Below are 24,425 nucleotides of genomic sequence, written 5' to 3'. Positions count from 1 at the left end.
TTATCTAGTTAAGTATTTAGTAAGGTCCCCACTCAATATTCACCCCAACAATAAGAAAAACAAGTCCAATGATAAACCAAATGAGTGCAAGTGGAGCCATGAAACGAATCCATTTTCCATAAGAAATCCCGCTCGCTGCGAGAACGCCCATTAAAACACCAGAAGTTGGATTTAAGCAGTTTACTATACCTTCCCCAAGCATAACAGCCTGTACTGTAACTTGGCGTGTAATGTGCATGAAATCAGCTAATGGAGCTAATATCGGAATAAAAATAACCGATTCTCCTGTCCCGGATGAAATAAGGAAATGTAATGCGGCACTACTTACGTACATACCGATAACGCCAAATACAGGGCTTTGTCCTTCGAGAGCTTGTGCGAGTTGGTTAACGATTGTATCAAGTAATTTGCCTTGTTCTAAAATGACTGAAATACAGCGAGCCATTCCGACGATTAAAGCACCGTAGATAAGATTTTGGCAGCCAGTTAGAAAAGTGGATGCGATATCGTTTGCTTTCATGCCACCTATTATTCCTGCTGTAATTGCTATGAAAATAAAAGTAGCGGTCATTTCTGCGTCCGTCCAATGTAGACGAAAAGCGCCTATTAAAAATGCAATTAATGATAAAGCTGAAACGAGTAAAATTAATTTATGACGTATCGTCCAAGGGACTTCTTTTTTCTCTGTTTCTTTTTCGCTTGAAAGAGCGTTACTGGGAAACCAGTTGTCGCCAAGGATGCTTCCTTTATTTGATTTTTTCAAGCGTTTTACATACCAATTTATATAAAGGATAGTGGCAAGTAAAAAAGATATATAGATTGCGGTGCGTAAACCAATCCCGGAAAACATCGGAAGTTCTGCGATCTTTTGTGAAATGCCTAAAGGTGAGGGAGATAAAATAGTAGCATTAAAACCAGCATAAGTGCCTAAATAAATAATTGCTACACCGACGATAGCGTCCCATTTTAACGTGCGTGCAACGATGATGCCGATGGGGATAAAACCGATAACTGAGTTAACGATAATACCAGTCGTTCCAAGAATAGAAAAAAGTGCGGCAACGATACAAATGAAAAGTAATTGCTGATTACGAAATTTGTTAATAACATGATAGATTAAACCGTCAAGAGCACCTGTTTTTTCAAGAATTGCAATGGCTCCACCTGTAAATAAAATTAGAAAGATAATAGGGGCAGCAAGTGTCATTCCTTTTTCAATAGCGGTAAAAAAAGAAACAAATCCTACGGGTGATTGCGGAACAGAATGATAGCTACCTGGTATTGTCGTTGTAACGGTCCCGTTTGTAACCCTTTTAAATTCTCCAGCAGGAACGAAATAAGTAGCAATGGCGCAAAGTAAGGCAATAAAAAATAGTAGTACGTACGCATCAGGCATTTTAAACTTTTGTTTACTAGGTTGTTTTTTTGCCTCAGTTTGTATTTGCATAAAATCCCTCCTTCTTCACTTGGTTAATTTTTAATATTCTGAATTTAATCTGTGAAATAGATTATAATAAAGGTAGCTTCTTAAGGCAATAGTTTTTGTATCCTTTTCCCATACGTACAAATTATTGCAATATTAGACAGGGAAACGATAATAAGCCAAGAATATGTTATGTAGAAAGAAAAAGGAAAAGAGGGAACAAGATGTGGAAAACTACTGATCTATGTGATGAATTTGAAAAGGAATTACAAATATGTCGCCAGTCTTTTCGGTCTTTTGGGAAGAAAGAACAATTCCACGGGAAAATTGCAACTGTAAAAGTGAAAGATGATAATGTACTAGTGAAGGAAGGATTGCAAACATTACTGGAAGGAACAGTATTAGTTGTTGATGGCGGAGCGTCTACGAATTGTGCGTTACTTGGTGATAATTTGGCAGCTATTGCGGAAGAAAGAAAGCTAGCAGGAATTATTGTGAATGGGTATGTTCGTGATTCTAGTGAACTAAAGAATATTAATATTGGTATTTTAGCGTTAGGAACGATGCCAAATAGAAGTGTGAAAGAAGGAAAAGGAGAACGAAATATTTCATTGCACTTTGGACAAGTGGATTGGAATCCAAATGAATATGTCTATGCGGATGAAGATGGCGTCATTATTAGTGAAAAGAGTTTACATCGTTAAGAGTTAATAAGTTATTATTCTTAGAAAATAAATCCGATAAAGCATGGACAAAATTCTTTGTCAATAGTAAAATAATACAGAAATTTAAAATTTACAGAATGTATAGGTTTATCGTTTTACGATAACTTAAATGGAAGTAAGTTGTGCCAAGAAAAGTGAATGTTATCACAATGATACGTTCATAAACAAAATTATTTTTCCTATACAAATATAGCCGCGAATAATGCGGGTAGGAGGTGTTGTACATTTTTGTTCGACACTTACAAAAAGAGAGTGTCAATCGCACGCCCTTGAAGGGCCTTTTTTTGTGTAAATGGTAGTAAGGGAGGAAATTTTGGGATGGCAATGTTGAAAAAGTGGCTGCTTACGTCGTTAATGGCAGTGACACTTGTATTTGTTTCTTTTGCGAATACAGTACATATTACGTTTGCTGAAGGAAATACAGCAAAACTTGCAATTATTGGGGAATCACAAAAGGGCATTATGTTATGTCCGAAAGAAGAGCAAATTAAAGATGGGGAAACAGCTTTAAGTTTGCTGCAAAAGGTCATGGGGGACAAAGTAGAATCTGAAACGATGTCGTTTGGAACATATGTAAAAGGAATCGATGGTTTAATGGCCGGGGCTACAAGTGCTTGGCTATATGATGTAAATGATAAGTCTGCAGAAGTCGGAGCAGATAGTTATAAATTAAAATCTGGAGATGTTGTTGTCTTTCGCTTTGTTTCAGACTGGAGCAATATAAGCCAGGAAACATTGAAAGAAACGTTAGATAAGTTCGGGACGTGTAAAACAGAAGAAACTAACGGTGGCAAAACAGAAGAACCAAAATCAGAAGGTCAAGATGATAAAACGCCAGATGGGAAAAACCAAGGTGACCAAGACGGTAAAACGCCAGATGGGAAAAACCAGGGTGACCAAGACGGTAAAACGCCAGATGGGAAAAACCAGGGTGACCAAGACGGTAAAACGCCAGATGGGAAAAACCAAGGTGACCAAGATAGTAAAAAACCAGAACAACCAAAGCAAGAGAATGTTCAAATTCCAGCGAAGCAATTAGAAGAAGCAATCTCAAAAACATCTGAAAAAATGTTACAAGATGGAATTGAAAGTGACTGGGTAGCTGTAGCGCTTTCTCGTTCTGGAAAGAATGTGCCAATTGAGGCAAAATTAAATTATGTTAAGTCAGTAACTGAAAAAGTAGAAAAGCGCATTAATCGTTTTTCAGCGACAGATTTAGCTAGAACAATTATTATGATGAATGCAATGAGTGCAGACCCTAAAAATGTAGGTGGACATAATTTAGTTCAAAAATTGTATGAGTCAGATAAAGTGAATTCTGTTACAGGTTATGCATTTGCTTTACTTGCATTTGATACGAAGAAGTATGAGATTCCAGTTGAATCAAAATGGAACAGAGTTGCTCTAGTGGAAGCACTGTTAAATAATCAGCATACAGACGGTGGATGGACTCATAATAGTTCAGGTAGTAAAGATAGTGCTAGTAGCGTTGATGTAACAGGTATGGTTTTATCAGCATTAGCTCCTTATCAAGAGCGATCAGATGTGAAACCAGCTATACAAAAAGCTGTTGCGTATTTATATAACGAACAGCTGCAAAATGGTGGTTTTTCAGCTGATGGACAAGAAAATTCAAATAGTACTGCGCAAGCAATTATTGGATTATCGCTTGTTAAAGATGTAGATCAAAATCGTCTTCATAAGGCAATGCAAAACCTATTATCATATCAACTTTCAAATGGTGAATTTAAATGGTTACCAAGTGATCAAAATGGTAACGGAATGGCTACAGAACAGGCTCTTTTAGCATTACTTCAATTTAAGGAAATGGGAAAATCTATTTATGATTGGTCTAATGTAGACGCTGGTAATGTAATTAAGCCAAAACCGATTGAAGAGCCAGAAAAGGTCGTTGAACCAGAAAATAATGTAGTAGAAAAAAAAGTTACTGAAGAACCGAAAGAACAAAAACAAGTACAACAAGAAACAAAAGATGAAAATCTAAAAGTAGTTGTAGATAACGAACCGGTTAAGAATAAAAAAATCGGAAACGGTAACAGTCTACCAAAAACAGGAGCATCTTCTCATGGTGCAGCAACAGAAGTAGGTATAGGTGTATTATGTATTGCTTCTGCATATGTATTATGGAGACGTAAAGCAGCTTAACAAAAAATTAGGAGCAATTATTTGCTCCTAATTTTCGTATGAAAGGTGAGAGATAGGATGAGTAAGGTGAAATGGTTCATTTCTTTACTGCTTTCGCTCGGGCTACTTGCCGGATGTGAAGAGGCAGCTGTAAAGCCTGAGAAGAAGGTAGAACCGAAGCAAGAAGAGGTAGCGAAACAAGAAGAACAAAAAGATGAAGCGAAGCCGGAAGAAAAAACAGAAGAAAAGCAAGCTGAATCAGAGCAAAAGCAGCAAGAAGAACAGAAAGAGAAACAAGAACAAAAAGTAGAAGAGAAGCCGAAAGAGGAAAAGCCGCAGGCACAACCAGAGGTAAAGAAAGAAGAGAAACAACAGGAACAACCGAAAGAACAGCCGGCTGTAAATAAGCAACCAGAGCAGCAACAAGCACAAGAAGAGAAACAACAACCGAAAGCACCAGAAGTAAAAGAAGAAGCAAAGGTTGTGAATCAGCCGAAAGAAACACCGAAGCAGGAGCAAAAGAAAAAGCCAGAAGAGAACAATAGTGTACCAGCTCCACCAACACCGGTACCACCACCAAACCCAGTGCCACCACCAGTACCTAAAGCAAAACAAGTAACAATCTCGGTAAAAGGAAATAACGGATATATAATGGGTGCGAAAAAGATGGATGTACAAGATGGCGACACTGTGTATAAAGTATTACAACGTACAGGATTAGATGTTGATGCAAGCGGATCTAGAGATAGTATTTATGTAAAAGGTATTAATGATTTATATGAAAAAGATATTGCGGATACTAGTGGATGGAAATATCGTGTGAACGGTGCTTTTCCAAACCATAGTGCTGGTGTAGTTACGGTAAAACCAGGAGATACAATTGAGTGGGTATACGTATTACAATAAGAAAGGCATTCGGTAAAGGGTTATGAAAATAAGTTTTTCTTCTTTACATCCTTTTGTGAATTTTTTCTATTATATCGGGGTGATGATACTATGTACGATGTGTCTTCATCCTCTTTTTTTAATTGGAGCAATAGTATTAATTATTATGTTAAATGTGATGCAAGGAAATAGCGAAAAGATAAGAAAGATGCTACCGAGCACAATTGTTTTCTTTTTTATGGTAATTTTATTTAATTCGTTATTAACGCATAGAGGTCGAACTACGTTATTTTGGTTAGGTGATAGCCGTATTAAGCTTGAGGCGATTATGTTTGGAATAGTAATGGGGTTATTACTAGTTGCAGTTATGTTTACGTTTGCGTCATACAATGATATTATTTCCAGTCATAAATTTTTATATTTGTTTTCAAGAATTTCACCGAAAGTTGCATTGTTAACGATGATTACAGTGAGATTTGTTCCTTTGTTTATAAGACGATTAAAGAAAATCACACTCGTTCAAAAGACGAAAGGTGTGCAGGTAGATTCAGGTTCGATAATTGAACGCGTCAAAAATGGTATGCAATTGCTGCAAGTATTATTAATTTGTTCGTTAGAAGATGCACTGCAAACGGCAGATTCTATGCAGGCTCGTGGATTTGGTGTAACGAAGCGTACGACGTATATTCGCTATAGAATGGAAAGGCGCGATTGGTATACGCTCAATTATTTAATCATTTTATTTATAGCTGCTATTGTATGTAGTAATTATGGCGGAGGGAAATTGATTATTTATCCGAAAGTCGAATCTATTTTATTCCAGCAATACGATGGAATGATGTTTGTATTATTTACACTGTTTATTAGTTTACCAATTATGATGGAAGGGAGAGAATGGATATGGTGGCGCATGCAGAAATAAACAATTTATCATTTGTATATGCTGATGAAAACGAATACGCGTTACAGCATATTTCTCTTTCTATTCAAAAAGGTGAGTTTATTGCACTTGCTGGAGGATCGGGATCTGGGAAGACGACGTTATTAAAACATTTTAAAAAGGAGTTACTTCCAATTGGTACGCGTTCTGGAGAGATATTTTATGAGGGTGTTTTAATAGAGGAAGTAGCTGATTTGTTATCTGCCCAAGAAATTGGGATGGTATTTCAAAACCCAGAAAACCAGATCGTTATGGATACAGTGATTCAAGAATTAGCATTTTCTTTAGAAAATATCGGATTACCATCACATATTATTCAAAAAAGAATAGCAGAGCTTATTAGCTTTTTAGGATTTCAAGATTTATTGCATCAATCTGTTCACACGTTATCTGGTGGGCAAAAGCAACTTGTTAATTTAGCTGCGGTATTAGTTATGCAGCCGAAATTGCTATTATTAGATGAACCGACAGCGCAGTTAGATCCAATCGCTGCAAAAGAATTTTTAGGATTATTAAAACGGATTAATGAAGAACTTGGAATTACGATTATTTTAAGTGAACATCGTTTAGATGAAGTAATTCCGCTTGCAACACGCGTTGTTTGTATGGATAATGGCCGTATTATGTATGATGGTAGTCCTAAAATTGTTATTACGGATATGTGGGGAGTAGAAACATTCCGTCCATTTATTCCGCAAATTCCAAGGCTATTTTTAGAGTGGAATGTGAGAGATATTCCGTTTACAGTGCGAGAGGCGCAAATGAAAATGAATGATTTTGCAGCGATATCATATGTAAATGACCCAATAGCAGAAAGTGAAAAGCAAGAGGTAATTTTAAGCGCAGAGCATATTTCGTTCCAATATGAAAAAAATAGTCCGCTTATTTTACGTGATTTATCAGTTTCGATTGAAAAAGGAAAATGGATAGCGCTCGTTGGGAAGAACGGTACAGGTAAGTCTACACTGTTAACGATTTTAGCAGGATTACAAAAAGCGAGAAGAGGAAAAGTAAAGTGGGACGGAAAAGTGATACATAAAATTGATTCGAAAGAACGGTTTAAAAGTATTGGGTATGTATCGCAGCATCCGTATTACCATTTTACATTTGATACAGTATGGGACGAGGTTTATGAACGTGCACGTGAATTATACGGAGAAGCGGGAAAAGAAATAGCAGAAGATACGCTAAAACAGTTTTGGTTGTACTCGCTTAAAGAACGCCATCCGCATGATTGTAGCGGAGGAGAGCAACAATTACTTGCGTTATGTACGACGTTATTATCAAAGCCAACGTTATTATTACTTGATGAACCGACAAAGGGATTGGATCCATGGAAGAAAGAAAGAGTAGGAGAACTATTTAGGAAGCTACAAAAAGAAGGTACAACAATTGTAATGGCAACGCATGATATTGAGTTTGCAGCGAAATACGTGGATCAATGTATGATGTTATTTGATGGAACAGTCATTATGAATGATGCACCGAAAGAATTTTTTAGCGGCAACTTCTTTTATACAACATCTATTAATCGATTCATTCGAAAAGAATTGCCATATGCATTAACGTGGGAGGATGTGTACGAAGCTTGTCCAAACGATATGTTGCATTCATAATATTTATCTTTGCAGTAATAATCGGCACATTACTCTTTACGACACTTGTCATGGACGGTTATTACATGTTAAGTAGTTTGTTTATATTAGCGGTTATTATGTTACCTTTCTATATCCGTTTTGAAAGAAAGGCGTTTGTTTCACGTGAAATTGTTCTCGTTGCTGTATTAGCGGCAATTGCAGCAGTAAGCCGGGTGCCATTTTTTATTTTACCAAGTGTACAACCAACTTCTTTTGTCATTATCGTTTCTGCAATTGTATTTGGAAGTGAAACTGGTTTTATGATTGGTGCTACAGCAGCAATCGTATCTAATATTTTTTTGGGACAAGGTCCATGGACACCGTGGCAAATGTTTTCGTGGGGCATGATTGGTTTTATAGCAGGTTTACTTCGTAATACATTTTTTATGAAAAAGCTATGGGGAAGACTTCTTTACGGAGTAATTGTTGGCTTTTTATTTGGCTGGATTATGAATTTCTGGGGCCTTCTCGGTTTTATACGAGAAGCAACATGGGAAACTGTCATTTCGTATTATATCGCAAGTTTTTACTTTGATTTGAGCCATGCGATTTCGAATGTTATTTTCTTATTACTATTTAGTACTTCATGGATTACGATTCTTACAAGATTTAAAAAGAAATATGGTATATTAGATGAGCATAACGTGACATAGAAAAGCATACTCATATAAGGTAGGGTCGCGACTTACATATTCGTTTGCCTCTTTCATGCTTCTTACATATTGTAAGGAGCATTTTTTTGTCAAAAAATCGATTTAATATACATCCGTTATTATATAAAATTATTTGTATAATTGTAGGTGAGAACTTCTTTCAAAAGGGAGGTGTATAGTTAATGAAGTTAGTTATTCCGAAGCAACATGGTGCATGGGCTATGCTTGTTATTCCTTTTTTATTAAGTGTCGTACTTGGGAAACCTACTATTTATCATATTCCATTGTTTTTAGCGTGGTTCTTTATCTATTTAGCCACGTATCCATTTCTTACGTACATAAAGCAAAGACGAAAAAAAGAGTTTTTACAAGCTGCCATTGTTTATTTCAGCATTGCGTTCCTATTTGGGATGATTTCTTTATTATATGAGTGGCGAATTCTTTTATTCGTAATAGTAATGATTCCATTATTTATAGTGAATATGTATTACGCTCGTCAAAAAAATGAAAGAGCACTATTAAATGATATTTGTGCGATTATTGTGTTTTGTATCGGTGGGTTAATTAGTTATTGCTTTTCAATGAAGCAAATCGATCATACAGCTATATTCATTGCACTTATTTCATTTTTATACTTTTTAGGTAGTACGTTCTATGTGAAAACGATGATTCGTGAAAAAAATAATCCGAAGTATCGTCTTATATCTTGGGGATATCATATTGTATTAACGATAATCGTATTTGCGATTAATCCGTGGTGTTCTCTTATTTTTATACCAAGTGTCATTCGAGCGATTATGTTGTATGGCAAAAAAATTTCTATTATAAAAGTAGGAATTTTAGAAATTGCTAATTCTGTATATTATTTAATCATAACGGCAATAATTATGAAGTATGCCATTTGAAAAAACTTCCCATCAATTGATGGGAAGTTTTTAATCTTTTTCTAAAATGTGAACGGTGTACTCGCAACGTTGAATAGCTTGTTCAACAGCATAAAGTGATTGTTCAATACGAGCGCGATTAAAATCTTTTTCAACTGTTTCGAGCGCTTCTTCTAAACAATTTTTAGCTTCTTGTAATGATTGAAAAGAATCTTGTACATATCCGCGAGCATTTTGATGCATTTCATAATCCTCCTTGGATGTTCGTATATGGGTAGTATGAACAGTAAGGAAGAAAATATAATTTGTTATATTTATTATATTTGTTTGACAATTAAAGTGGAATTACGTATAGTAAGAATTAAGTGAATATTTTCTTATCCAGAGAGGTGGAGGGACTGGCCCGATGAAACCCAGCAACCGCGATGCAGGTGCTAATTCCAGCAGAACATATTTGTTCTGGGAGATAAGACGAAGATATATACGTAACTTCTTCTTATCGGAGAGGTTTTTTTATTGCAAAAAAACCGATTACGAAAATTTATATTAAGAAGAAAGGGGTTGCGCATTACTGTGACACTCGAAAAATACGTAAAACTGCGTAGTACAGTTTATGAATATATGATAGAGCAAGATAAGCCGATATCATTGTTAGATATTCAAGAACATATCGTTTCGCATCATGAAGGAAAATTCACGAAAAAGATGTTGCATCAATTTTATTTATCAAGATTATTAGACGAACTAAAACTGGATGGGAAAATTACATTAGCTGATGAATATCTCTATGCTGAAAAAGGGGTATTGTATAAGGCGAGAAAAGGGAGCTAAGCTCTCTTTTTTTCTTAAAATAACGGAGTATGTAGAGTAAAAGACTGCTAAAGCAGCCTGATACAGGGAATGGTGTTGAGTGTGTAGTGTCAAAAATTGAATGTGCCTGAAAGAGGCAATTCATATCGGCTGCAAATGAAAAGAGACACCTTCGCCGAATAGGTGTCAGTCGTTTTGTCACGTAGACTTGCTACTTAACAGTAATTAGAATAACATGCAGGATTTTTGAAGTCAAAAGGGAATTAAAGGAAGGGGTACAATTATGTACGCTTACTTATTAAAAGATATAACGAAATGGATCCCAAAGTACATTGTAGATAAGGGATATGAATATTATGAAGATGGGCATGTAGAAGATGTTGAAATACAAGATAAAAAAGTGTTTGCTTTCGTTACTGGAAATGCAGGGAATTATGAAGTAGTTATCGATCTCGAAGATTTTTCAGAAAGTAACTGTGAGTGTCCCTATGAAAATTATTGTAAACATATGGCGGCAGTTGTTTATGATATTCAAGGTGCTGGTGAGAGTGCAGTTAAAGAGAAACTGAAAGATTTAGAAAAAGAAGAGTTACTTATATTATTAAATCGATTGTTGCAAAGTTCGAAAAACGTACAAATTGTAGAGAAGTTATTAAAGAAGGGGAAACTTTAACGTATAGAGGGAGTTGTTTTGTAGTGAACGTACTAATTATATATGCTCATCCTAACCCTTCAAGTTTTAACGCGGCGATTTTCAATCATGTGCAAAAAGGACTACAGGAAACAAATCATTCAGTTACCGTACTTGATTTATACAAAGAACAATTTGATCCAGTCCTCGTATTTAATGAAGAGAAGAAAAGACGCGATTTAGTAAATGAAGAGGAAACAGCTCGGTATAGAACGTTAGTAGAAGAAGCAGATACACTTCTATTCATCTATCCAATATGGTGGTGGGGGATGCCAGCAATTTTAAAAGGTTTTATTGATCGTATTTTCGTAGCTGGATTTGCTTATAAATATGAAGGGGCTCTGCCGAAAGGATTATTGAAAGGTAAGAAGGCGTGGGTGATTAATACGCTAGATTCACCGTTATGGTACGTCGCACTATTATATCGATCAGCAGATTGGATTATGATGAAGAGAGGTGTTTTACGTTTTTGTGGCATTCGTGATATAAAACGGTCAGTGTTTCAATCTGTGAAAACGAGTAAAGTATCAAAGCGCGAAAAATGGTTATTACAAATAGAAGAAAAGGCTCGTACATTATGAATGAAGTTGATCGTATTATAAACTGTTGTCAGTATGATAACGAACTTTTTCGAAAGTATATTACGTGTTTACTTCAATTGAAAAAATGCAGCGATACATTTCAACAAATTCAAATAGAGTTAAGAAATGATTATTTAATAAGAGGGATTTGTGAAAGAGAAGTTGATGAGGTAGTACGGGGAAGTAAAGAATATGAAATGCATTTTCTTCCTAAAGTATTACAGTGGAATTTCTTGAGGGAAAATCCATATTTAATTGAAAGAGTGTGGGAAGATTTTTTTGCGTTTGAGTCATTACATCTTACGGACATAGAGTGGAAGACAGTTATAAATTGCATGGGAAATGAATGATTTATTATGTAAAAAAGCTAGTATAAAACTAGCTTTTCGTTTAAATAAATAAGAAGCACAGACTAATGATAAAACCTGCATATAGTAAGTTCACAACGCAAAATCCCATAATATCGCGAGCACCTAAACCAGCTATCGCTAATGCTGGTAATGCCCAGAAAGGTTGAATTAAATTCGTCCAAGCATCGCCCCATGCAATTGCCATTGCTGTTTTTGCAGCAGGTACACCAAGTTCAGCGCCAGCTGGAATCATAATTGGTGCTTGCACAGCCCATTGACCGCCGCCAGATGGAACGAAAATGTTAACAATGCCAGCACTTAAAAATGTAAAGAGCGGAAAAGTCGTTTCATTTGAAATGCTAATAAAGAAATTAGAAATAGCTCCTCCAAGTGAAAGTCCTTCACTATTTGCTCCAATCATCATGCCCATAATTCCTGCGTAAAACGGAAATTGAAGTAAAATGCCAGAAGCACTTTTCGTAGAGTCTGAAAAAGCACGAATATACTGAATCGGAGTACGGTGGAAAATAAGACCTGCAATTAATAACATAAAAATCACGATATCGAGAGTAAGGTTAAAACCTTTCGTATAAAAGTAATTGAAAATATAAATGAGACCTAACAATCCAACACAAAGTGTAATAATGATGCTATTTTCCATTTTTTCAGCGAGTGTATTTTTTTCTACTTCTTGAGCAGCAGCTTCTTCATGGAACACGCTAGGATCTACAGTTATCGTATGTTTTTCATCTGGATGCATCGCTTTATTAATGAGAGGCATCGTAACGAGAAAAATAATAACTGGAACAAGAGCGTATGGTGAGAATAACGTTTCTGTTATCGGAATCGCCTCTTTAATACTTCCAGCAGTCGTTTTAATTAACGTTTCACCGCCTGTTGCTAACGTAAGAGGGATAGAGGCAGAAAGACCGGCATGCCAAATGAGAAATCCAGAGTAAGAAGAGGCAATTGCTAGTCTATAATCTAATCCGTCCAGTTGTCTTGCCACTTCTTTTGCGTATAAAACAGATACAACAATTCCAAAGCCCCAGTTTATGTATGCACCAAGTAAACTTACAATGGAAATGGCAATAATGCCTTGGCCATTCGTTTTTGGTATTCTGGCAGCTTTCGTTAATCCTTTTTTAATAAGAGGAGCATTTGCTAAAGCAGATCCAGTCACGAGTACAAATGCCATTTGCATAGAAAAGGCGAGGAGTCCCCAAATTCCATTACCCCAGTGATTAATCATTTCTACAGGTGTTTGGTGAGTCGCAAACATACCAAAGAAGATAACGAAAACAGTTAGTAAACATGATAAAATAAACGGTTCTGGCAAGAAGCGTTGCACTAAGGCGACGCAACCATTTGTAAAGGAACGAAACAAAATAGATCAACCTCCTTAATATGTATTACAATTATTCGAGGTTGTTTCGTTCATAACCTTTTAGAATCTGAAAATTCTGATATTTTAAAAGGGATTGAAATATTTTCAATAAGAGTAGTACCATCATCACCCTGACAAAAAAATGATGGTAGCGGCATATAAGCAAATATTCTATACCGTAAGTGCTGAGCTACCTAACAATCCATCCAATCTGTTTGATAATAGTGTTTACTTTTGATGAGTTAACTCGTAAAGGAGTAAGTCATTCAGCTCCACCTGTTATGGTTTCAAATGTAGCTTATGGTAGAACGATTTATGTAAAATTAGAAACAACATCTAAGAGCAAAGATGTACAAGCTGTTTTTAAATCCTTACTTAAGGATAACAGCGTTGAAATAAGTGGACAGTATAAAGATATTTTTGAAGAAAGTACCTTTACTGCTGTAGTATTCATATTTCTTATGGCTGTATCAATGTTTTTAATGATTGCATTTCCCATTATTAAATCCCCATAAATATAGCCTATCTTAGGTTGATAGTGATGCATGGTGCCTCCATGTATGTAAATGCATCTTGTCGAAATTATTAAAAAGGGGAATCTTTCTATTTGAAGAACTAATAATTGATTGTCAATATGTATTAGAAATCTCAATCTAAACTAAAGGAGAACAAAATGGGACAAAACAATAAGGGCTTTTCTGAAACAGGATTGCGCAAAATGCGCAATATATTGGCGCGGCATGTCGATTCTGGAAAGATTCCTGGGCTCGTCGCCTTAGTCAGCCGAAACGGCGAGACGCACGTCGAAGCACTTGGAACAATGAGGCATGATGGTGGTGCACCAATGCGTCGGGACACGATTTTTCGATTGGCGTCCACTAGCAAGCCAATCGCAGTTTCACCAGTAATGGTTTTGCTCGATGAGTGCAAACTGCATTTAGACGACCCAGTAGACAAATGGCTACCGGAACTCGCCGACCGGCAAGTGTTGAAACGACCCGATGGCCCGCTAGAAGAGACCGTCCCAGCACGGCGTCCTATCACTGTACGAGACTTGTTGACCTCTACATTCGGGCTCGGAGTGGATCTCACGTTGATGGGTTCTCCAATCATGAACTCGTTCTTCGAGAGTGGGATATTCGATACGCCAGGGCAGGATATGCCCGATCCAGATGAGTTTATGCGTCGCCTAGGTGCACTTCCGCTAAGCTATCAGCCCGGAGAGCGGTGGCAGTATCATATCAGTATAGAAGTAATCGGCGTTCTTGTTGCCAGGGTCACGGGTCAGACGTTCGAGTCGTTCTTGCACGAACGCATATTCGATCCGCTAGGAATGAAGGACACTGGATTCTACGTACCTCAGCTCAAGATTGATCGGCTTCCACCAGCCTTCACCCCCAATCCGGAGACAGGTGAATTCATCGTGTGGGATGAGGGGGCGGGTGGACGTTACAGCAAACCTCCAGCATTCCAAGCAGGCGGTGGCGGACTACTTGGAACCGTCGACGATTATCACGCGTATTTGCAGATGCTTTTGAATAAAGGGATGCATGGCACTAAACGGATCCTGTCTAGGCCCGCAGTACAGCTGATGACCACCAACCGTCTTACTCCGGAACAACAAGTATACCGAGACGATTTGGCCAAAAATAACGTCCATTTGTCGTTCGGACAAGGGATCCAAGGTGGCTGGGGCTTTGGGATGGCGGTGCGTACCTATCTTGGAGACTACGCGTCTATCGGTCAATTCGGCTGGGATGGTGGAACCGGTACTTCAGCTTACGCTGATCCAGATAAACAGTTTATTGGAATTCTGTTCACCCAGGTTGGGATGTCGACTCCGGCCCCATCGCATCTTATCCAAGACTTCTGGACCACGGCCTACCAAGCGATCGAAGACTAGGGTATCGTTTAAAGGAAAACGCCAAGACGGATAGATAATCATAGGCTTGATGGCCATGATCACCACCATGGTTAAAAGTTAGGATAGGACCGTGTTGGAAGTACTGCGGTAACAGTTAGGCATTATTAATAATAGCACAACAAAAACTCCTCTTGGATGCAAGAGGAGTTTTTTATTGGGAATAGTAAGGAGGAGGGAGGTGCATTACATATGGGAAAAGGTAGAAGTAATAATGCTGGTAAAAAGCAACCGAATTTCGATGATTCATCTAATTTCGCTAAACAAAGCCAACCGACAGAAAAGAAGAAGAAGTAAAAAAAGGATCTCTCTTTATCAAGAGAGATCCTTTTTTAATATATTGACGTTTCGGCAAAACATATCGATTGCTCAACCAAATAGCCATTATAGTCATTCATGCAAGGCTTAAACTCCTTCGAATGGAAGTTAATTTTATATTATTGTCCTGCTTTTCATAATGCTTCTTCACGTTTACCTTATTTAAAAAGCCAATAAAAAAAGACACGTTTCCTAAATAAACGAGCTCTTAATGGAGTATTATCTTTATTTTGAGCATTTAATAAAATTCTCCAATTTATATTTTACTCTAATAGTCTATGAAATTTAATTAAATGTAAAATCTATATAGTAAGTTATAAATATTTATGAAGAACTTTAAATATATTATTCTACAATTAGGCCAAATTGTAGAGTGCAAGTTCTACTAGGTGTAAAACTATTGAGAAACATGAGGAGAGGGTTATATTGACTATTTATGAGCAATTTATAGAGGCACTTAAAGAAAAAATAGGCGATATTTTAACATCTGCAGAGGTAAAGGAAAGATTAATAACAAAATTTCATACGAAACCGGGGAGTATGAATCCTGCTGATTATTGTTATAACCGCTATAACAAAGGAAGAGCGGTTAAGAAAAATCTGTTTATATATAAATAAAAAAACTTATAGATATGTAGGTGAGTGGGATAATGGGAAACTTCTTGTCAATGAGGATAAGGACAAAATAGGAATCTCACAAATTAAAAAGTTATATGAGGCATACTTTGAAATGTTACGATTTAAAATGAATGTTCTTGGTTGTAAGGCGACTGAATTAAGGCATCTTATAGGTCGTCTAGGTGAGTTTTTTTATGTCCTTTACAACGGTTAGCTATCCAAAGTGACGAATCAGCATGGATATGATGTCATTAAAGATGGACGAAGAATAAGTGTTAAAACAACTGCTCAAGAAAAAGGGTTTATCACGATTAATCAAAACACATTTGACCAATTCGATGACTTCTTCGTAGTTCAGTATAAAGATGATGATTTGAAACTATTATTTTATGGGGCAAAGGAAGAGATTCCATCACTTAGACCATATGGGAATACTTATGAGGTTGATATAAATTCTTTAAAGAGAGTAGAAAAGACACTCCTATAAGGGTGTCTTTTTAGCAGAAGTAAGCAGCTCCAACAATGATGATTCAGCTTTGTAATTGTTATAGGAATCATATGAAACAAAAAATATTAGTGCTCAGTGACTAATATTTTCTATCCGGCCTCATCAAACTAAAAAAGAACATATACAAACATAGCCTTATAGAATTGTATTTAACTTTATTTAAATCTTTATGTATGATTGTTATTTTATACATTCACTTAATTGTTGAATATGCAGGTATGATTCTCAACGCTCTTATGTTTACCTGTTTTGAGTTAAAAATAAGAAAATTTGAAATGTTAGTTGTATATGTCGTGTTAAATATTGTAAAATGAAATGGTACCAAAAAAACTAAATCGGTACCAAAGGTTTAGGGGGCGGATTATGAAACAAAGAATAGTAACAGAAACAATTCATCAAATTCAAACGAAGGGGTTTACATTTACAATTAGTGATTTAGCAAAACAATTAGCTGTCAGTAAGAGGACAATCTATGAGCACTTCTCTTCAAAAGATGAAATAGTAGATGAAGTTATTCGTAATGTAATAGAAAGTATTCAAGAAAAGGAAAAAAATATCGCTAAAGATGATACGTTACAAACAGTTGAAAAAATAAGGCTCATTTTAATTTGCATTCCACAACAATTTACATTTATGGATGCACGATTATTAGTAGAACTAAAAAAACATCATTATTACCAATGGTTAAAATTAGATCAGTTTTTACGTGAAGGCTGGTCTACTGTAATCGGTTTAATAGAAGAGGGAATAAGAGAAGGAAGCATAAGAAAAATTCAAATTCCATTTTTTATTGAAGTGTATTTAGGGGCACTGAATCGCATATATGATCCTATGTTTATTGAAAAGAGTGATTATTCATTGGGAAGTATGCTTGAATCAATTATGGATATGTTACTGTACGGAATTTCTAATTCGAAATAGAAGGTGGGAGAATAGTGCAGTGGATTTATTTAAGTTTAGCAATTTTATTTGAAGTAGCGGGTACAGCTGCGATGAAACTATCTGATGGATTAACGAAACTTGTACCAAGCATTCTTATTTTTGTATTTTATGTAGTAAGTTTTGCATTTCTTTCATTTGCATTAAAGGGGATGGAAATGTCCGTAGCGTATGCGGTATGGTCAGGTATGGGAATTGTAACGATTACAACAATTGGTTTTATTTATTTTGGAGAAAGTATCAATATAATTAAGATACTAGCAATTCTTTTTATTTTAGTTGGAGTCGCAATATTAAATTTTAATAGTGCGGCACATGAAGCGAAGAAAAAAGAAATGGTGGAGGAACGTATACATTGAATCAATTAAAGTATTTTTTCCTTATTACTGATCTTGGATTTGTTGTATATTGGTTTATAACAATTTTCCATATGATTCCGCAAGAATATTTATTTAAAGATTATGAAGACCCAATTTTAGTAGCATGGAACTGGTCTTTTTTACCCTTGGATTTGCTAATCTCTTTAACGGGACTTTTAAGTTTGTATTTGTATTCTAAACAAAAACATATTTGGAGCCACTTTGCGTTTTTATCATTAATTTTAACTTTTTGCTCAGGGTTACAAGCTCTAGCATTTTGGACAATACGTTTAGATTTTGATATGTCTTGGTGGATCCCTAATTTATATTTATTAGTCTATCCATGCTTCTTTTTAAAAAGCGTTTGGAGAGAGTGTGGATCGTATGAGACTAGCATGAGAAAAGAAAGAATAGAATTCATGTAATATAGGAAAGATAGGACCTTTAAGCCCATTCTAATTCTAGATGCTACAACATTGCAGCTTCTAGATAAGTTTTTTCGCTAGCCGTACAGTAGTAGTCAAAACAATTTTCGAAATGAAGGTAGCCGATGATTCCTATGGTAAGGAAGCATCGGCTTGTATTATGTATATTGAGTGAGTTCACGTTTCTGGAATAATTGTAATAGCAACGGTCCGAATCGGAGCCTCTATTTCGTCATCTTTACTTTGGCTATTGTAGTATTTAATCATTAATTCGTTAAGTTCGTTTTGAAATTTTTCAAAGTGTTCCTCATCTAGCTTTAATTCTACTACAGAAAAAGTAGCCTTATCTTCTTGACTGTTTTGTTCCTCTAATTTCTTAAGGTAACTTTGATATTGTGTCATAAGTGATAACTGATAATAGGAAATGTAGTTTAACTTTTCATCATCAGATAATCCTTTCCATTCACTTCCTTCAATTTTTGCATCTTCTTCATTGATTGCGTAATATTTTTCAGAAACAGATTTTACCTTTTTTTCTTTAATTACATGAACGATACCTGAATCAACCATAGTTTGTAGCTGTCTATATAGTGTTGCTTGTGGTACATTTTTAATGATTTTTACCATTTCTAATGGTGTTAACCCATCTTCTTTATTTCTCATTAACACTTGGCAAATTTTCATTCTTACCGGATGCATTAAAATTTCAACTTTATTACTCATTATATCACCTTATGTATTGTTTTTTATTCTCATTATAAATAATGAGAATAATGATTGCAATCCATCCGTTTTTATTTTATCATTATCAATAATGATAATGAGATTTAAAAGGAGTGATGACAATGAAAATACATTATGGATTGAATGATCTTAAAGACATTGATATTATGGCTTTTCTACCCAGTATATTACCAGTTATTGCAGTGGGAGCACTTTTAGTTTTAATTGCATTCATTGATTTATATCGACATAGGAAAACAAGAAAAAATGTACTTGTATGGACGTTAATTATTCTTTTCGTTAATATATTGGGACCTATCTTGTACTTTGTTATAGGGAGAAAGGACAGTGAGAAATTATGAAATTAGAGATTAAAAATGTAACAAAATCATTTAAAGGAAAAATTGCTGTGAATAATTTCTCGATGGAACTGCGAGCAGGGGAATGCGTCGGATTAATTGGACCAAACGGAGCAGGGAAATCCACATTAATAAAAGTAATTTCGGATATTACTAATCCAACTGCGGGTGAAGTTTTATTGAATGGGATAAAAATATCAAAAATGAAAAGTGAAATTGGTTATTTACCTCAATATCCTAATTTTTTTCATTGGATGACAGCGAGAGAAACGCTTACGTTTATGGGCCAACTTTCGGGGTTGAAAAAAGAAGAATTGTCAAAGTCGATTCCAAAAATGTTGGAGAAAGTTGGACTAAAGGAAGAAGAAAATGCAAAGGTTAGTACATTTTCTGGTGGAATGAAACAACGACTTGGTATTGCACAAGCATTATTGCATAAACCTTCGCTTATTGTCATGGATGAACCAGTATCCGCATTAGATCCGATCGGCCGGCGGGAAGTATTGAATCTGATTAAAGAAATAAAAAAAGATACAACCATTTTATTATCAACCCACATCTTAAGCGATGCAGAAGAAATCTGTGAACGATTTGTCATTATAAAAGATGGAACAAAAATAGAAGACACAACGATTACGGAGCTTTTACAACGTAATCGTGAAAATAAATTAATTATTGAAATAAAAGATAAAGATCAAAATTGGATTGAAGTTGTAAAGAAATTACCGTATGTGAAGAATGTAGAAGTGGTTGGGCTTAAAATCAAAGTGAAGGTTGAAAGTATCGAAATAAACAAAAATATGTTACTGCAAAATGCACTCGAACATAAAGTGGATATTGTTAAATTTAAAATGAGCAACGATACTTTAGAAGAAATTTTCTTGAAATTGGTGGTGTAAAAATGAATAACTCAATGGTATTGATAAAAAAAGAATATGTTCAAATGTTACGTGATTTTAAGATTATTTGGCTACCAATTGTTTTTATATTTTTAGGTGCAACACAGCCGATAGTAACTCATTATTTGCCATCAATTCTAGAAGCATTAGGTGGAGGCCAGGGAATTACAATTGATCTGAGTATGGCAGCGCAAAAAGGGGGCGAAGTATTAGCGAGTACTTTAGGATCCCAGTTTGATCAGCTTGGACTTATGATTCTAGTGATTTCTATGATGGGTGCAATTCAAACAGATAAAGCTAATGGTATGTTGGCCTTTATTTTAACAAGGCCCGTTACTGTTACTTCATATGTAGGTGGGAAAATAGTGTCAAACTATTTAATGGTAGCGTTTAGTGTAACAATTGGATACGTAGCTTCTTATCTATATGTAAATTTTCTTTTTACTGCCGTTCCATTTGCACACCTAATTACTGGATTACTATTTTATCTAATTTGGGTTCTTTTTATCGTATCTTTCACAACAATGATAAGTGCTATTTTTCACAGTCAAGGTATTATTGCATTAATTTCAATTGTTTTCCTTTTAGCCTGCAGAGTAATCGTTGGTTTGAATCCAATAATGGATCAGCTTAATCCAGCCGGTATGAGTAAGTATGCAATGGAAACGTTAGTCACGGGGGTAGTAAATTCAAACGCAATAATTACTGGATTACTAACTATAGTGTGGATTTTATTGACACTCTTCGTAACGTATTATTGGATTGCTAATAAAAAGTTTCATTATGAATAACCGTGATGAGGGTAGTGGTTTCAAATAAAACAACGCAATAAGAAGAAGCTTCCACTACCGTGGAAGCTTCTCCAAATGATGTGCAATATCAATATACATATTTGAGTAAACCGAATGTATTTCATTACTTGGCGTTGCGTTAGAAGAGAAATGAACGATTACCATATTTGTTTTCGGATCGATGTAAAGTGTTTGTCCGTAACTACCTAACACTTCGAAAGCACCTTGTTCATTGCGGGGAATCCACCATTGATTATGATAAGAAATGGAAGCTCCAGGGGCAATTGCAAGTTCACCTTCTTGGACATTTTTTATATCTTTAGTAATAGAAGAAGGGAGAATTTGTTTTCCGTTATATTCCCCGTTGTTTAATAGTAATTGCCCGAATCTCGCCATATCTCTAGCAGTTGCATTTAATCCAGCACTAGCTTGTTCTACTTTTGTTTCATCTGTAACGTAATACGCGTTTTCTTCCATACCAATTTGAGACCAAATTCGTTCGCTTACATTTTCAGCTAGTGATTTACCAGTAATAGTTCTAATAATCCAAGCGAGCGTTTCTGTTGATCCGTTATTGTAAGAAAAGGCAGAACCAGGCGGTGCCGTTTCTTCGGCTTCTCGTAACATATCATAAATTTTCATCGGACCGTCGTAATTTTTGCCGCGGGGTAAAATATTGCTAGCTAAATATAATTGTGCATCTTGATTTTCTAGCCCAGGCTGCTCATATCCGTAGGTCGGGTATTCTGCTGACACTTGCATGTCCATTAATTGCTGAAGTGTGGCATTACCGAACGGTGTGTTTTTTAATTCTTTTATGTAAGTGTCAGCTGTTTTCTCTAAATCGATACGATTCTCTTCAGCGAGAGATTGTATAATTGCCCCGGTAAAGACTTTTGCTAATGACGCCATACCATGAGGTTCATTCTGTTTATACCCATTGAAATATCGTTCGTAAACAAGTTGTCCATTATGTACAACGACAAAAGCATCTGTTTTGTTATCCTCTAAAAGTTTTTTTAGAGGAGTTGTATTTCCGAATCTACGCTCCACAGCAAAATCGTCTAAGTTTTGCAATGCGGAAGGGAAGTGAGCAATTTGGTCAGGATTGTTTTTTACGTCATTAACTAAAGTGAATTCTTTCATGTGTGTGTACGACCAACGTAAGTAAGGGGCATTTAACCAGTTTTCTTTTGTCACATTATGTTTTGATGGGGTCGTTTTATTTTGTTTGAAGTAAGTAAACCCAAGCCCTGTAATTACAAATATGAATGTTAGTATAAGTAAGAGTAGGGGAGATTTTTTTAGTTTCATATATGGCCCTCCTTTTTATTTCTACTATAAGTATACGCTCGTCTTGAAAGAAATACAAAATAAGGAAAGTAAACGGGGAAGTTTACTTTCCTTATTAACGCTAAGCGGAAATTTTTCCGTCTGTAGGTTGTTTCTTGAATTTTTGTTTTCGTCCGTGTAATCCATAATATAAAAGTAAAGTGAACGCAACGATAATAGCTGCGATAAAATACATATTATGATAACTGGATTTCGCTGCGACAATACCTAAAATGAAAGAACCAAAACCAATACCACTATCAAAGAATGAGAAATACGTAGCTGTCGCAGAACCACGTCTATGGTTTGGAGCGGCAGAAATCGCAATCGTTTGGAAACTCGGAATTAATGTTCCGTAACCTAAACCGATTAGCATACCTGCGCCAAGGAACCAAAATGAAGTTTGTGCTTGGCTTAATATGAACATTCCGATTGTGAAAATAATGATAGCAGGGTAAACGAGTACATTTTCACCGAAGCGATCAAAAATCTTTCCTGTAAATGGACGAGAAATGACAACAACAAGTGCGTATAAAATAAAGAAGTAACTTGCAATTTCACTTAAACCGAGTTCTTTCGCATAAATAGGAATAAAGGATAAAATACCACTATAAGAAAAGGCTAAAACAAATCCTGTAAGTGCAATCGGAATAGAAGATGGTTCGATTAAGTCTTTCCATTTCATTTTTTCACGTTTTTGTTTGCTAACAGGTGCTTCGTGCGGAATATCTACAAGTAGTCCTAATAAAAATGCAAGTAATGAAAATACGGAACAAACGATAAATAATACAGTAAACGAAAAATGAGAAATAATTGTTAAACCTAAAAAAGGACCAATTACCATCGGCAGACTCATAAATACGCCGAAATATGCAAGCGCTTCGCCTCGTCGATGAGCTGGCGCAACATCAGTTACAATCGTACCAGTAGCTGTCGTTGCCATCCCGAACCCAATACCGTGCAAGAAGCGAAGGGCAAGTAATAAGAATAAACTTTGCGCACCGAAATACATAACAGTAGCGGCTAAAAATAATGAAAGTGAAATAAATAATATTTTCTTTCTTCCTAAATCATCGAGCCATTTTCCTGTGAATGGTCTACATAAAACAGAAGAAATAAGAAACACAGTTGCAACTAAACCAATTTCCTCAGGTTTTCCTTTTAGGCCGTCTATGACATAGACAGGCAGAGTAGTCATAAGCATGTAAAATGTTAAGAAGAGAAATAGACTACTAAAACAAGTTCCGAGGAAATCCTTCGTCCAAAGTTTCTCACTTTGCATCGTCATCCCTCCAATTTAATCTAAATTTTTAATAATTTGTTGTAACACTTGAAATGCTTGATGTAAATCATCTTCGTTAATACCTTCTAGCGTTTTTTCTTCGAAAGTATCAACTTCTTCTTGCCATACTGGAATCATCTTTATCGCTGTTTCGGATAAAGAAATGAGCTTCTCGCGGCGATCTTTACCTTCTGTACGAATAATCCATCCCATCGTTTCCATACGTGTTAACGTACGAGTCATCGTTGGTGATTCAACATTTAAATACTGGCATAATTCTGTTTGCGTACAAGAACCAGTTTGATTAATGCGGAAAATAACAGCCCATTGCGCACTAAATAACCCTGTTGGAGATACACGTTCATTAAATTTCTTCGTAAACTTCCGAGAAGTCTGGCTGACGATGTGAAAAAAATGTTGTTTTTCGTCCATGTATTTTGATCCTTTCAAATTAGTTACCTAGCTAACTATATACTTTTTTATAATAATTGTCTAGTAATAGACATGTTGATTTATGTAAAAAATTCTTATAGGTTTTATGTTGCTGTGATATGAACCATAAGTTTTCCGAGACGGCAAGCTTATGGTTCTTTTTGTTGCGGCAAACTTATGCTTCCAAGATTTTAAGAGTATTTTTAAAGTCGTCTTTAAGTGTTTAAAAGAATATGTGATGTCTTGAATGTATACTTTTTTGGATGTTTATTCGAAATACGAAGAAATGTTATAAACACAGTGATTGAAATAAATCCAAAGTAAACTTTTGGGTAAAAGTTTACTTTGGGATTTCGAATCATTTATGGCTAATTTTGTGATAAATTTATCAATATAGATATACACTTC

General features: G+C 35.6%; 25 protein-coding genes, 2 pseudogenes and 1 riboswitch. Of the genes and pseudogenes, 20 read left to right on the top strand and 7 right to left on the bottom strand.

Going from position 1 to position 24,425, the window contains the following annotated elements; translation table 11 throughout:
* Positions 1–16: 16 nt before the first annotated feature.
* Entirely contained in the window at positions 17–1,447 is a 1,431-nt protein-coding gene (locus ACUN13_RS18695) for a YfcC family protein (protein WP_257115555.1), read from the bottom strand.
* 200 nt (positions 1,448–1,647) lie between these two features.
* On the opposite strand from ACUN13_RS18695, the gene rraA reads away from it, so the two are divergent.
* The 7 genes from rraA to ACUN13_RS18660 all read left to right on the top strand — a co-directional run bounded on the left by rraA (position 1,648) and on the right by ACUN13_RS18660 (position 9,313).
* A complete protein-coding gene (gene rraA, locus ACUN13_RS18690; RefSeq protein WP_257115554.1) occupies positions 1,648–2,127 on the top strand; it encodes a ribonuclease E activity regulator RraA in 480 nt (159 codons plus the stop codon).
* Positions 2,128–2,466: 339 nt separating this feature from the next.
* Positions 2,467–4,314 (top strand): DUF4430 domain-containing protein, encoded by a 1,848-nt coding sequence (locus ACUN13_RS18685; RefSeq protein ID WP_257115553.1) that lies wholly within the window; start codon positions 2,467–2,469, stop codon positions 4,312–4,314.
* A 57-nt stretch (positions 4,315–4,371) separates the two neighbouring features.
* Positions 4,372–5,199 (top strand): DUF4430 domain-containing protein, encoded by an 828-nt coding sequence (locus ACUN13_RS18680; RefSeq protein WP_257115552.1) that lies wholly within the window; start codon positions 4,372–4,374, stop codon positions 5,197–5,199.
* A gap of 22 nt (positions 5,200–5,221) precedes the next feature.
* Complete coding sequence (locus tag ACUN13_RS18675; protein WP_033687044.1) at positions 5,222–6,100, top strand: energy-coupling factor transporter transmembrane component T; 879 nt, start codon at positions 5,222–5,224, stop codon at positions 6,098–6,100.
* A complete protein-coding gene (locus ACUN13_RS18670; RefSeq protein ID WP_257115551.1) occupies positions 6,073–7,734 on the top strand; it encodes an ABC transporter ATP-binding protein in 1,662 nt (553 codons plus the stop codon). Before ACUN13_RS18675 ends, ACUN13_RS18670 begins: the two co-directional genes overlap by 28 nt.
* Positions 7,707–8,408 carry an ECF transporter S component gene (locus ACUN13_RS18665; RefSeq protein WP_257115550.1) on the top strand — a complete coding sequence of 234 codons (702 nt, stop codon included), beginning with the start codon at positions 7,707–7,709 and terminating at the stop codon, positions 8,406–8,408. The genes ACUN13_RS18670 and ACUN13_RS18665 overlap by 28 nt, the downstream gene beginning before the upstream one ends.
* Before the next feature lie 182 nt (positions 8,409–8,590).
* Positions 8,591–9,313: a YwiC-like family protein gene (locus tag ACUN13_RS18660; protein WP_257115549.1), complete on the top strand. Its 723-nt coding sequence runs from the start codon at positions 8,591–8,593 to the stop codon at positions 9,311–9,313.
* 30 nt (positions 9,314–9,343) lie between these two features.
* On the opposite strand, the gene ACUN13_RS18655 is transcribed toward ACUN13_RS18660, so the two are convergent.
* Positions 9,344–9,535, bottom strand: a complete 192-nt coding sequence (locus ACUN13_RS18655) for a hypothetical protein (RefSeq protein ID WP_000554032.1) — start codon at positions 9,533–9,535, stop codon at positions 9,344–9,346.
* Positions 9,536–9,666: 131 nt separating this feature from the next.
* Positions 9,667–9,765, top strand: a riboswitch (SAM riboswitch).
* 100 nt (positions 9,766–9,865) lie between these two features.
* On the opposite strand from ACUN13_RS18655, the gene ACUN13_RS18650 reads away from it, so the two are divergent.
* The 4 genes from ACUN13_RS18650 to ACUN13_RS18635 all read left to right on the top strand — a co-directional run bounded on the left by ACUN13_RS18650 (position 9,866) and on the right by ACUN13_RS18635 (position 11,724).
* Entirely contained in the window at positions 9,866–10,123 is a 258-nt protein-coding gene (locus tag ACUN13_RS18650) for a hypothetical protein (protein ID WP_000171476.1), read from the top strand.
* 262 nt (positions 10,124–10,385) lie between these two features.
* Positions 10,386–10,775, top strand: a complete 390-nt coding sequence (locus tag ACUN13_RS18645; RefSeq protein WP_257115548.1) for an SWIM zinc finger family protein — start codon at positions 10,386–10,388, stop codon at positions 10,773–10,775.
* 23 nt (positions 10,776–10,798) lie between these two features.
* Positions 10,799–11,374, top strand: a complete 576-nt coding sequence (locus ACUN13_RS18640; protein ID WP_257115547.1) for an NAD(P)H-dependent oxidoreductase — start codon at positions 10,799–10,801, stop codon at positions 11,372–11,374.
* Positions 11,371–11,724, top strand: a complete 354-nt coding sequence (locus ACUN13_RS18635) for a group-specific protein (protein WP_257115546.1) — start codon at positions 11,371–11,373, stop codon at positions 11,722–11,724. The genes ACUN13_RS18640 and ACUN13_RS18635 overlap by 4 nt, the downstream gene beginning before the upstream one ends.
* 40 nt (positions 11,725–11,764) lie before the next feature.
* Here ACUN13_RS18635 and ACUN13_RS18630 read toward each other — a convergent pair whose 3' ends face one another.
* On the bottom strand, positions 11,765–13,111 hold the full coding sequence (locus tag ACUN13_RS18630; RefSeq protein WP_445423894.1) for a short-chain fatty acid transporter: 1,347 nt from the start codon (positions 13,109–13,111) through the stop codon (positions 11,765–11,767).
* A gap of 133 nt (positions 13,112–13,244) precedes the next feature.
* Between ACUN13_RS18630 and ACUN13_RS18625 the strand changes: the two are divergent.
* From ACUN13_RS18625 to ACUN13_RS18600, 6 genes and pseudogenes are all read left to right on the top strand, one after another.
* Positions 13,245–13,560: pseudogene (locus ACUN13_RS18625) on the top strand (thiol-activated cytolysin family protein); the annotation flags it as partial.
* A gap of 224 nt (positions 13,561–13,784) precedes the next feature.
* Entirely contained in the window at positions 13,785–15,014 is a 1,230-nt protein-coding gene (locus ACUN13_RS18620; RefSeq protein ID WP_063547985.1) for a serine hydrolase domain-containing protein, read from the top strand.
* A gap of 762 nt (positions 15,015–15,776) precedes the next feature.
* Positions 15,777–16,455: pseudogene (locus ACUN13_RS18615) on the top strand (DUF7225 domain-containing protein).
* Between the two features lie 384 nt (positions 16,456–16,839).
* Complete coding sequence (locus tag ACUN13_RS18610) at positions 16,840–17,397, top strand: TetR/AcrR family transcriptional regulator (protein ID WP_257115545.1); 558 nt, start codon at positions 16,840–16,842, stop codon at positions 17,395–17,397.
* A gap of 14 nt (positions 17,398–17,411) precedes the next feature.
* Entirely contained in the window at positions 17,412–17,774 is a 363-nt protein-coding gene (locus ACUN13_RS18605) for a DMT family transporter (RefSeq protein ID WP_257115544.1), read from the top strand.
* Complete coding sequence (locus ACUN13_RS18600; protein ID WP_063547981.1) at positions 17,771–18,199, top strand: YvaD family protein; 429 nt, start codon at positions 17,771–17,773, stop codon at positions 18,197–18,199. Before ACUN13_RS18605 ends, ACUN13_RS18600 begins: the two co-directional genes overlap by 4 nt.
* Positions 18,200–18,376: 177 nt before the next feature.
* Here the strand turns inward: ACUN13_RS18600 and ACUN13_RS18595 are convergent, their stop codons facing one another.
* Positions 18,377–18,922 (bottom strand): transcriptional regulator, encoded by a 546-nt coding sequence (locus tag ACUN13_RS18595; RefSeq protein ID WP_000066852.1) that lies wholly within the window; start codon positions 18,920–18,922, stop codon positions 18,377–18,379.
* Positions 18,923–19,044: 122 nt separating this feature from the next.
* Between ACUN13_RS18595 and ACUN13_RS18590 the strand changes: the two genes are divergently transcribed.
* From ACUN13_RS18590 to ACUN13_RS18580, 3 genes are read left to right on the top strand one after another with little or no spacing between them, the layout of a single operon-like run.
* The gene (locus ACUN13_RS18590; protein WP_257115543.1) at positions 19,045–19,284 is read left to right on the top strand and encodes a PLD nuclease N-terminal domain-containing protein; all 240 of its coding nucleotides are present in this window, start codon (positions 19,045–19,047) and stop codon (positions 19,282–19,284) included.
* The gene (locus ACUN13_RS18585) at positions 19,281–20,180 is read left to right on the top strand and encodes an ABC transporter ATP-binding protein (RefSeq protein WP_257115542.1); all 900 of its coding nucleotides are present in this window, start codon (positions 19,281–19,283) and stop codon (positions 20,178–20,180) included. Before ACUN13_RS18590 ends, ACUN13_RS18585 begins: the two co-directional genes overlap by 4 nt.
* Positions 20,181–20,182: 2 nt before the next feature.
* The gene (locus ACUN13_RS18580) at positions 20,183–20,971 is read left to right on the top strand and encodes an ABC transporter permease subunit (RefSeq protein WP_063547975.1); all 789 of its coding nucleotides are present in this window, start codon (positions 20,183–20,185) and stop codon (positions 20,969–20,971) included.
* 54 nt (positions 20,972–21,025) lie between these two features.
* Here the strand turns inward: ACUN13_RS18580 and ACUN13_RS18575 are convergent, their stop codons facing one another.
* The 3 genes from ACUN13_RS18575 to ACUN13_RS18565 all read right to left on the bottom strand — a co-directional run bounded on the left by ACUN13_RS18575 (position 21,026) and on the right by ACUN13_RS18565 (position 24,017).
* Positions 21,026–22,285: a serine hydrolase domain-containing protein gene (locus tag ACUN13_RS18575; RefSeq protein WP_257115541.1), complete on the bottom strand. Its 1,260-nt coding sequence runs from the start codon at positions 22,283–22,285 to the stop codon at positions 21,026–21,028.
* 100 nt (positions 22,286–22,385) lie between these two features.
* Positions 22,386–23,585 (bottom strand): MFS transporter, encoded by a 1,200-nt coding sequence (locus tag ACUN13_RS18570; RefSeq protein WP_001190318.1) that lies wholly within the window; start codon positions 23,583–23,585, stop codon positions 22,386–22,388.
* Between the two features lie 15 nt (positions 23,586–23,600).
* Positions 23,601–24,017 carry a MarR family winged helix-turn-helix transcriptional regulator gene (locus ACUN13_RS18565; RefSeq protein ID WP_000343680.1) on the bottom strand — a complete coding sequence of 139 codons (417 nt, stop codon included), beginning with the start codon at positions 24,015–24,017 and terminating at the stop codon, positions 23,601–23,603.
* Positions 24,018–24,425: the final 408 nt, after the last annotated feature.

This window comes from Bacillus cereus group sp. Bce041 (assembly GCF_052646455.1).
Note: the sequence above shows the minus strand (reverse complement) of the source record. Positions and strands in the feature narration are given on the sequence as shown.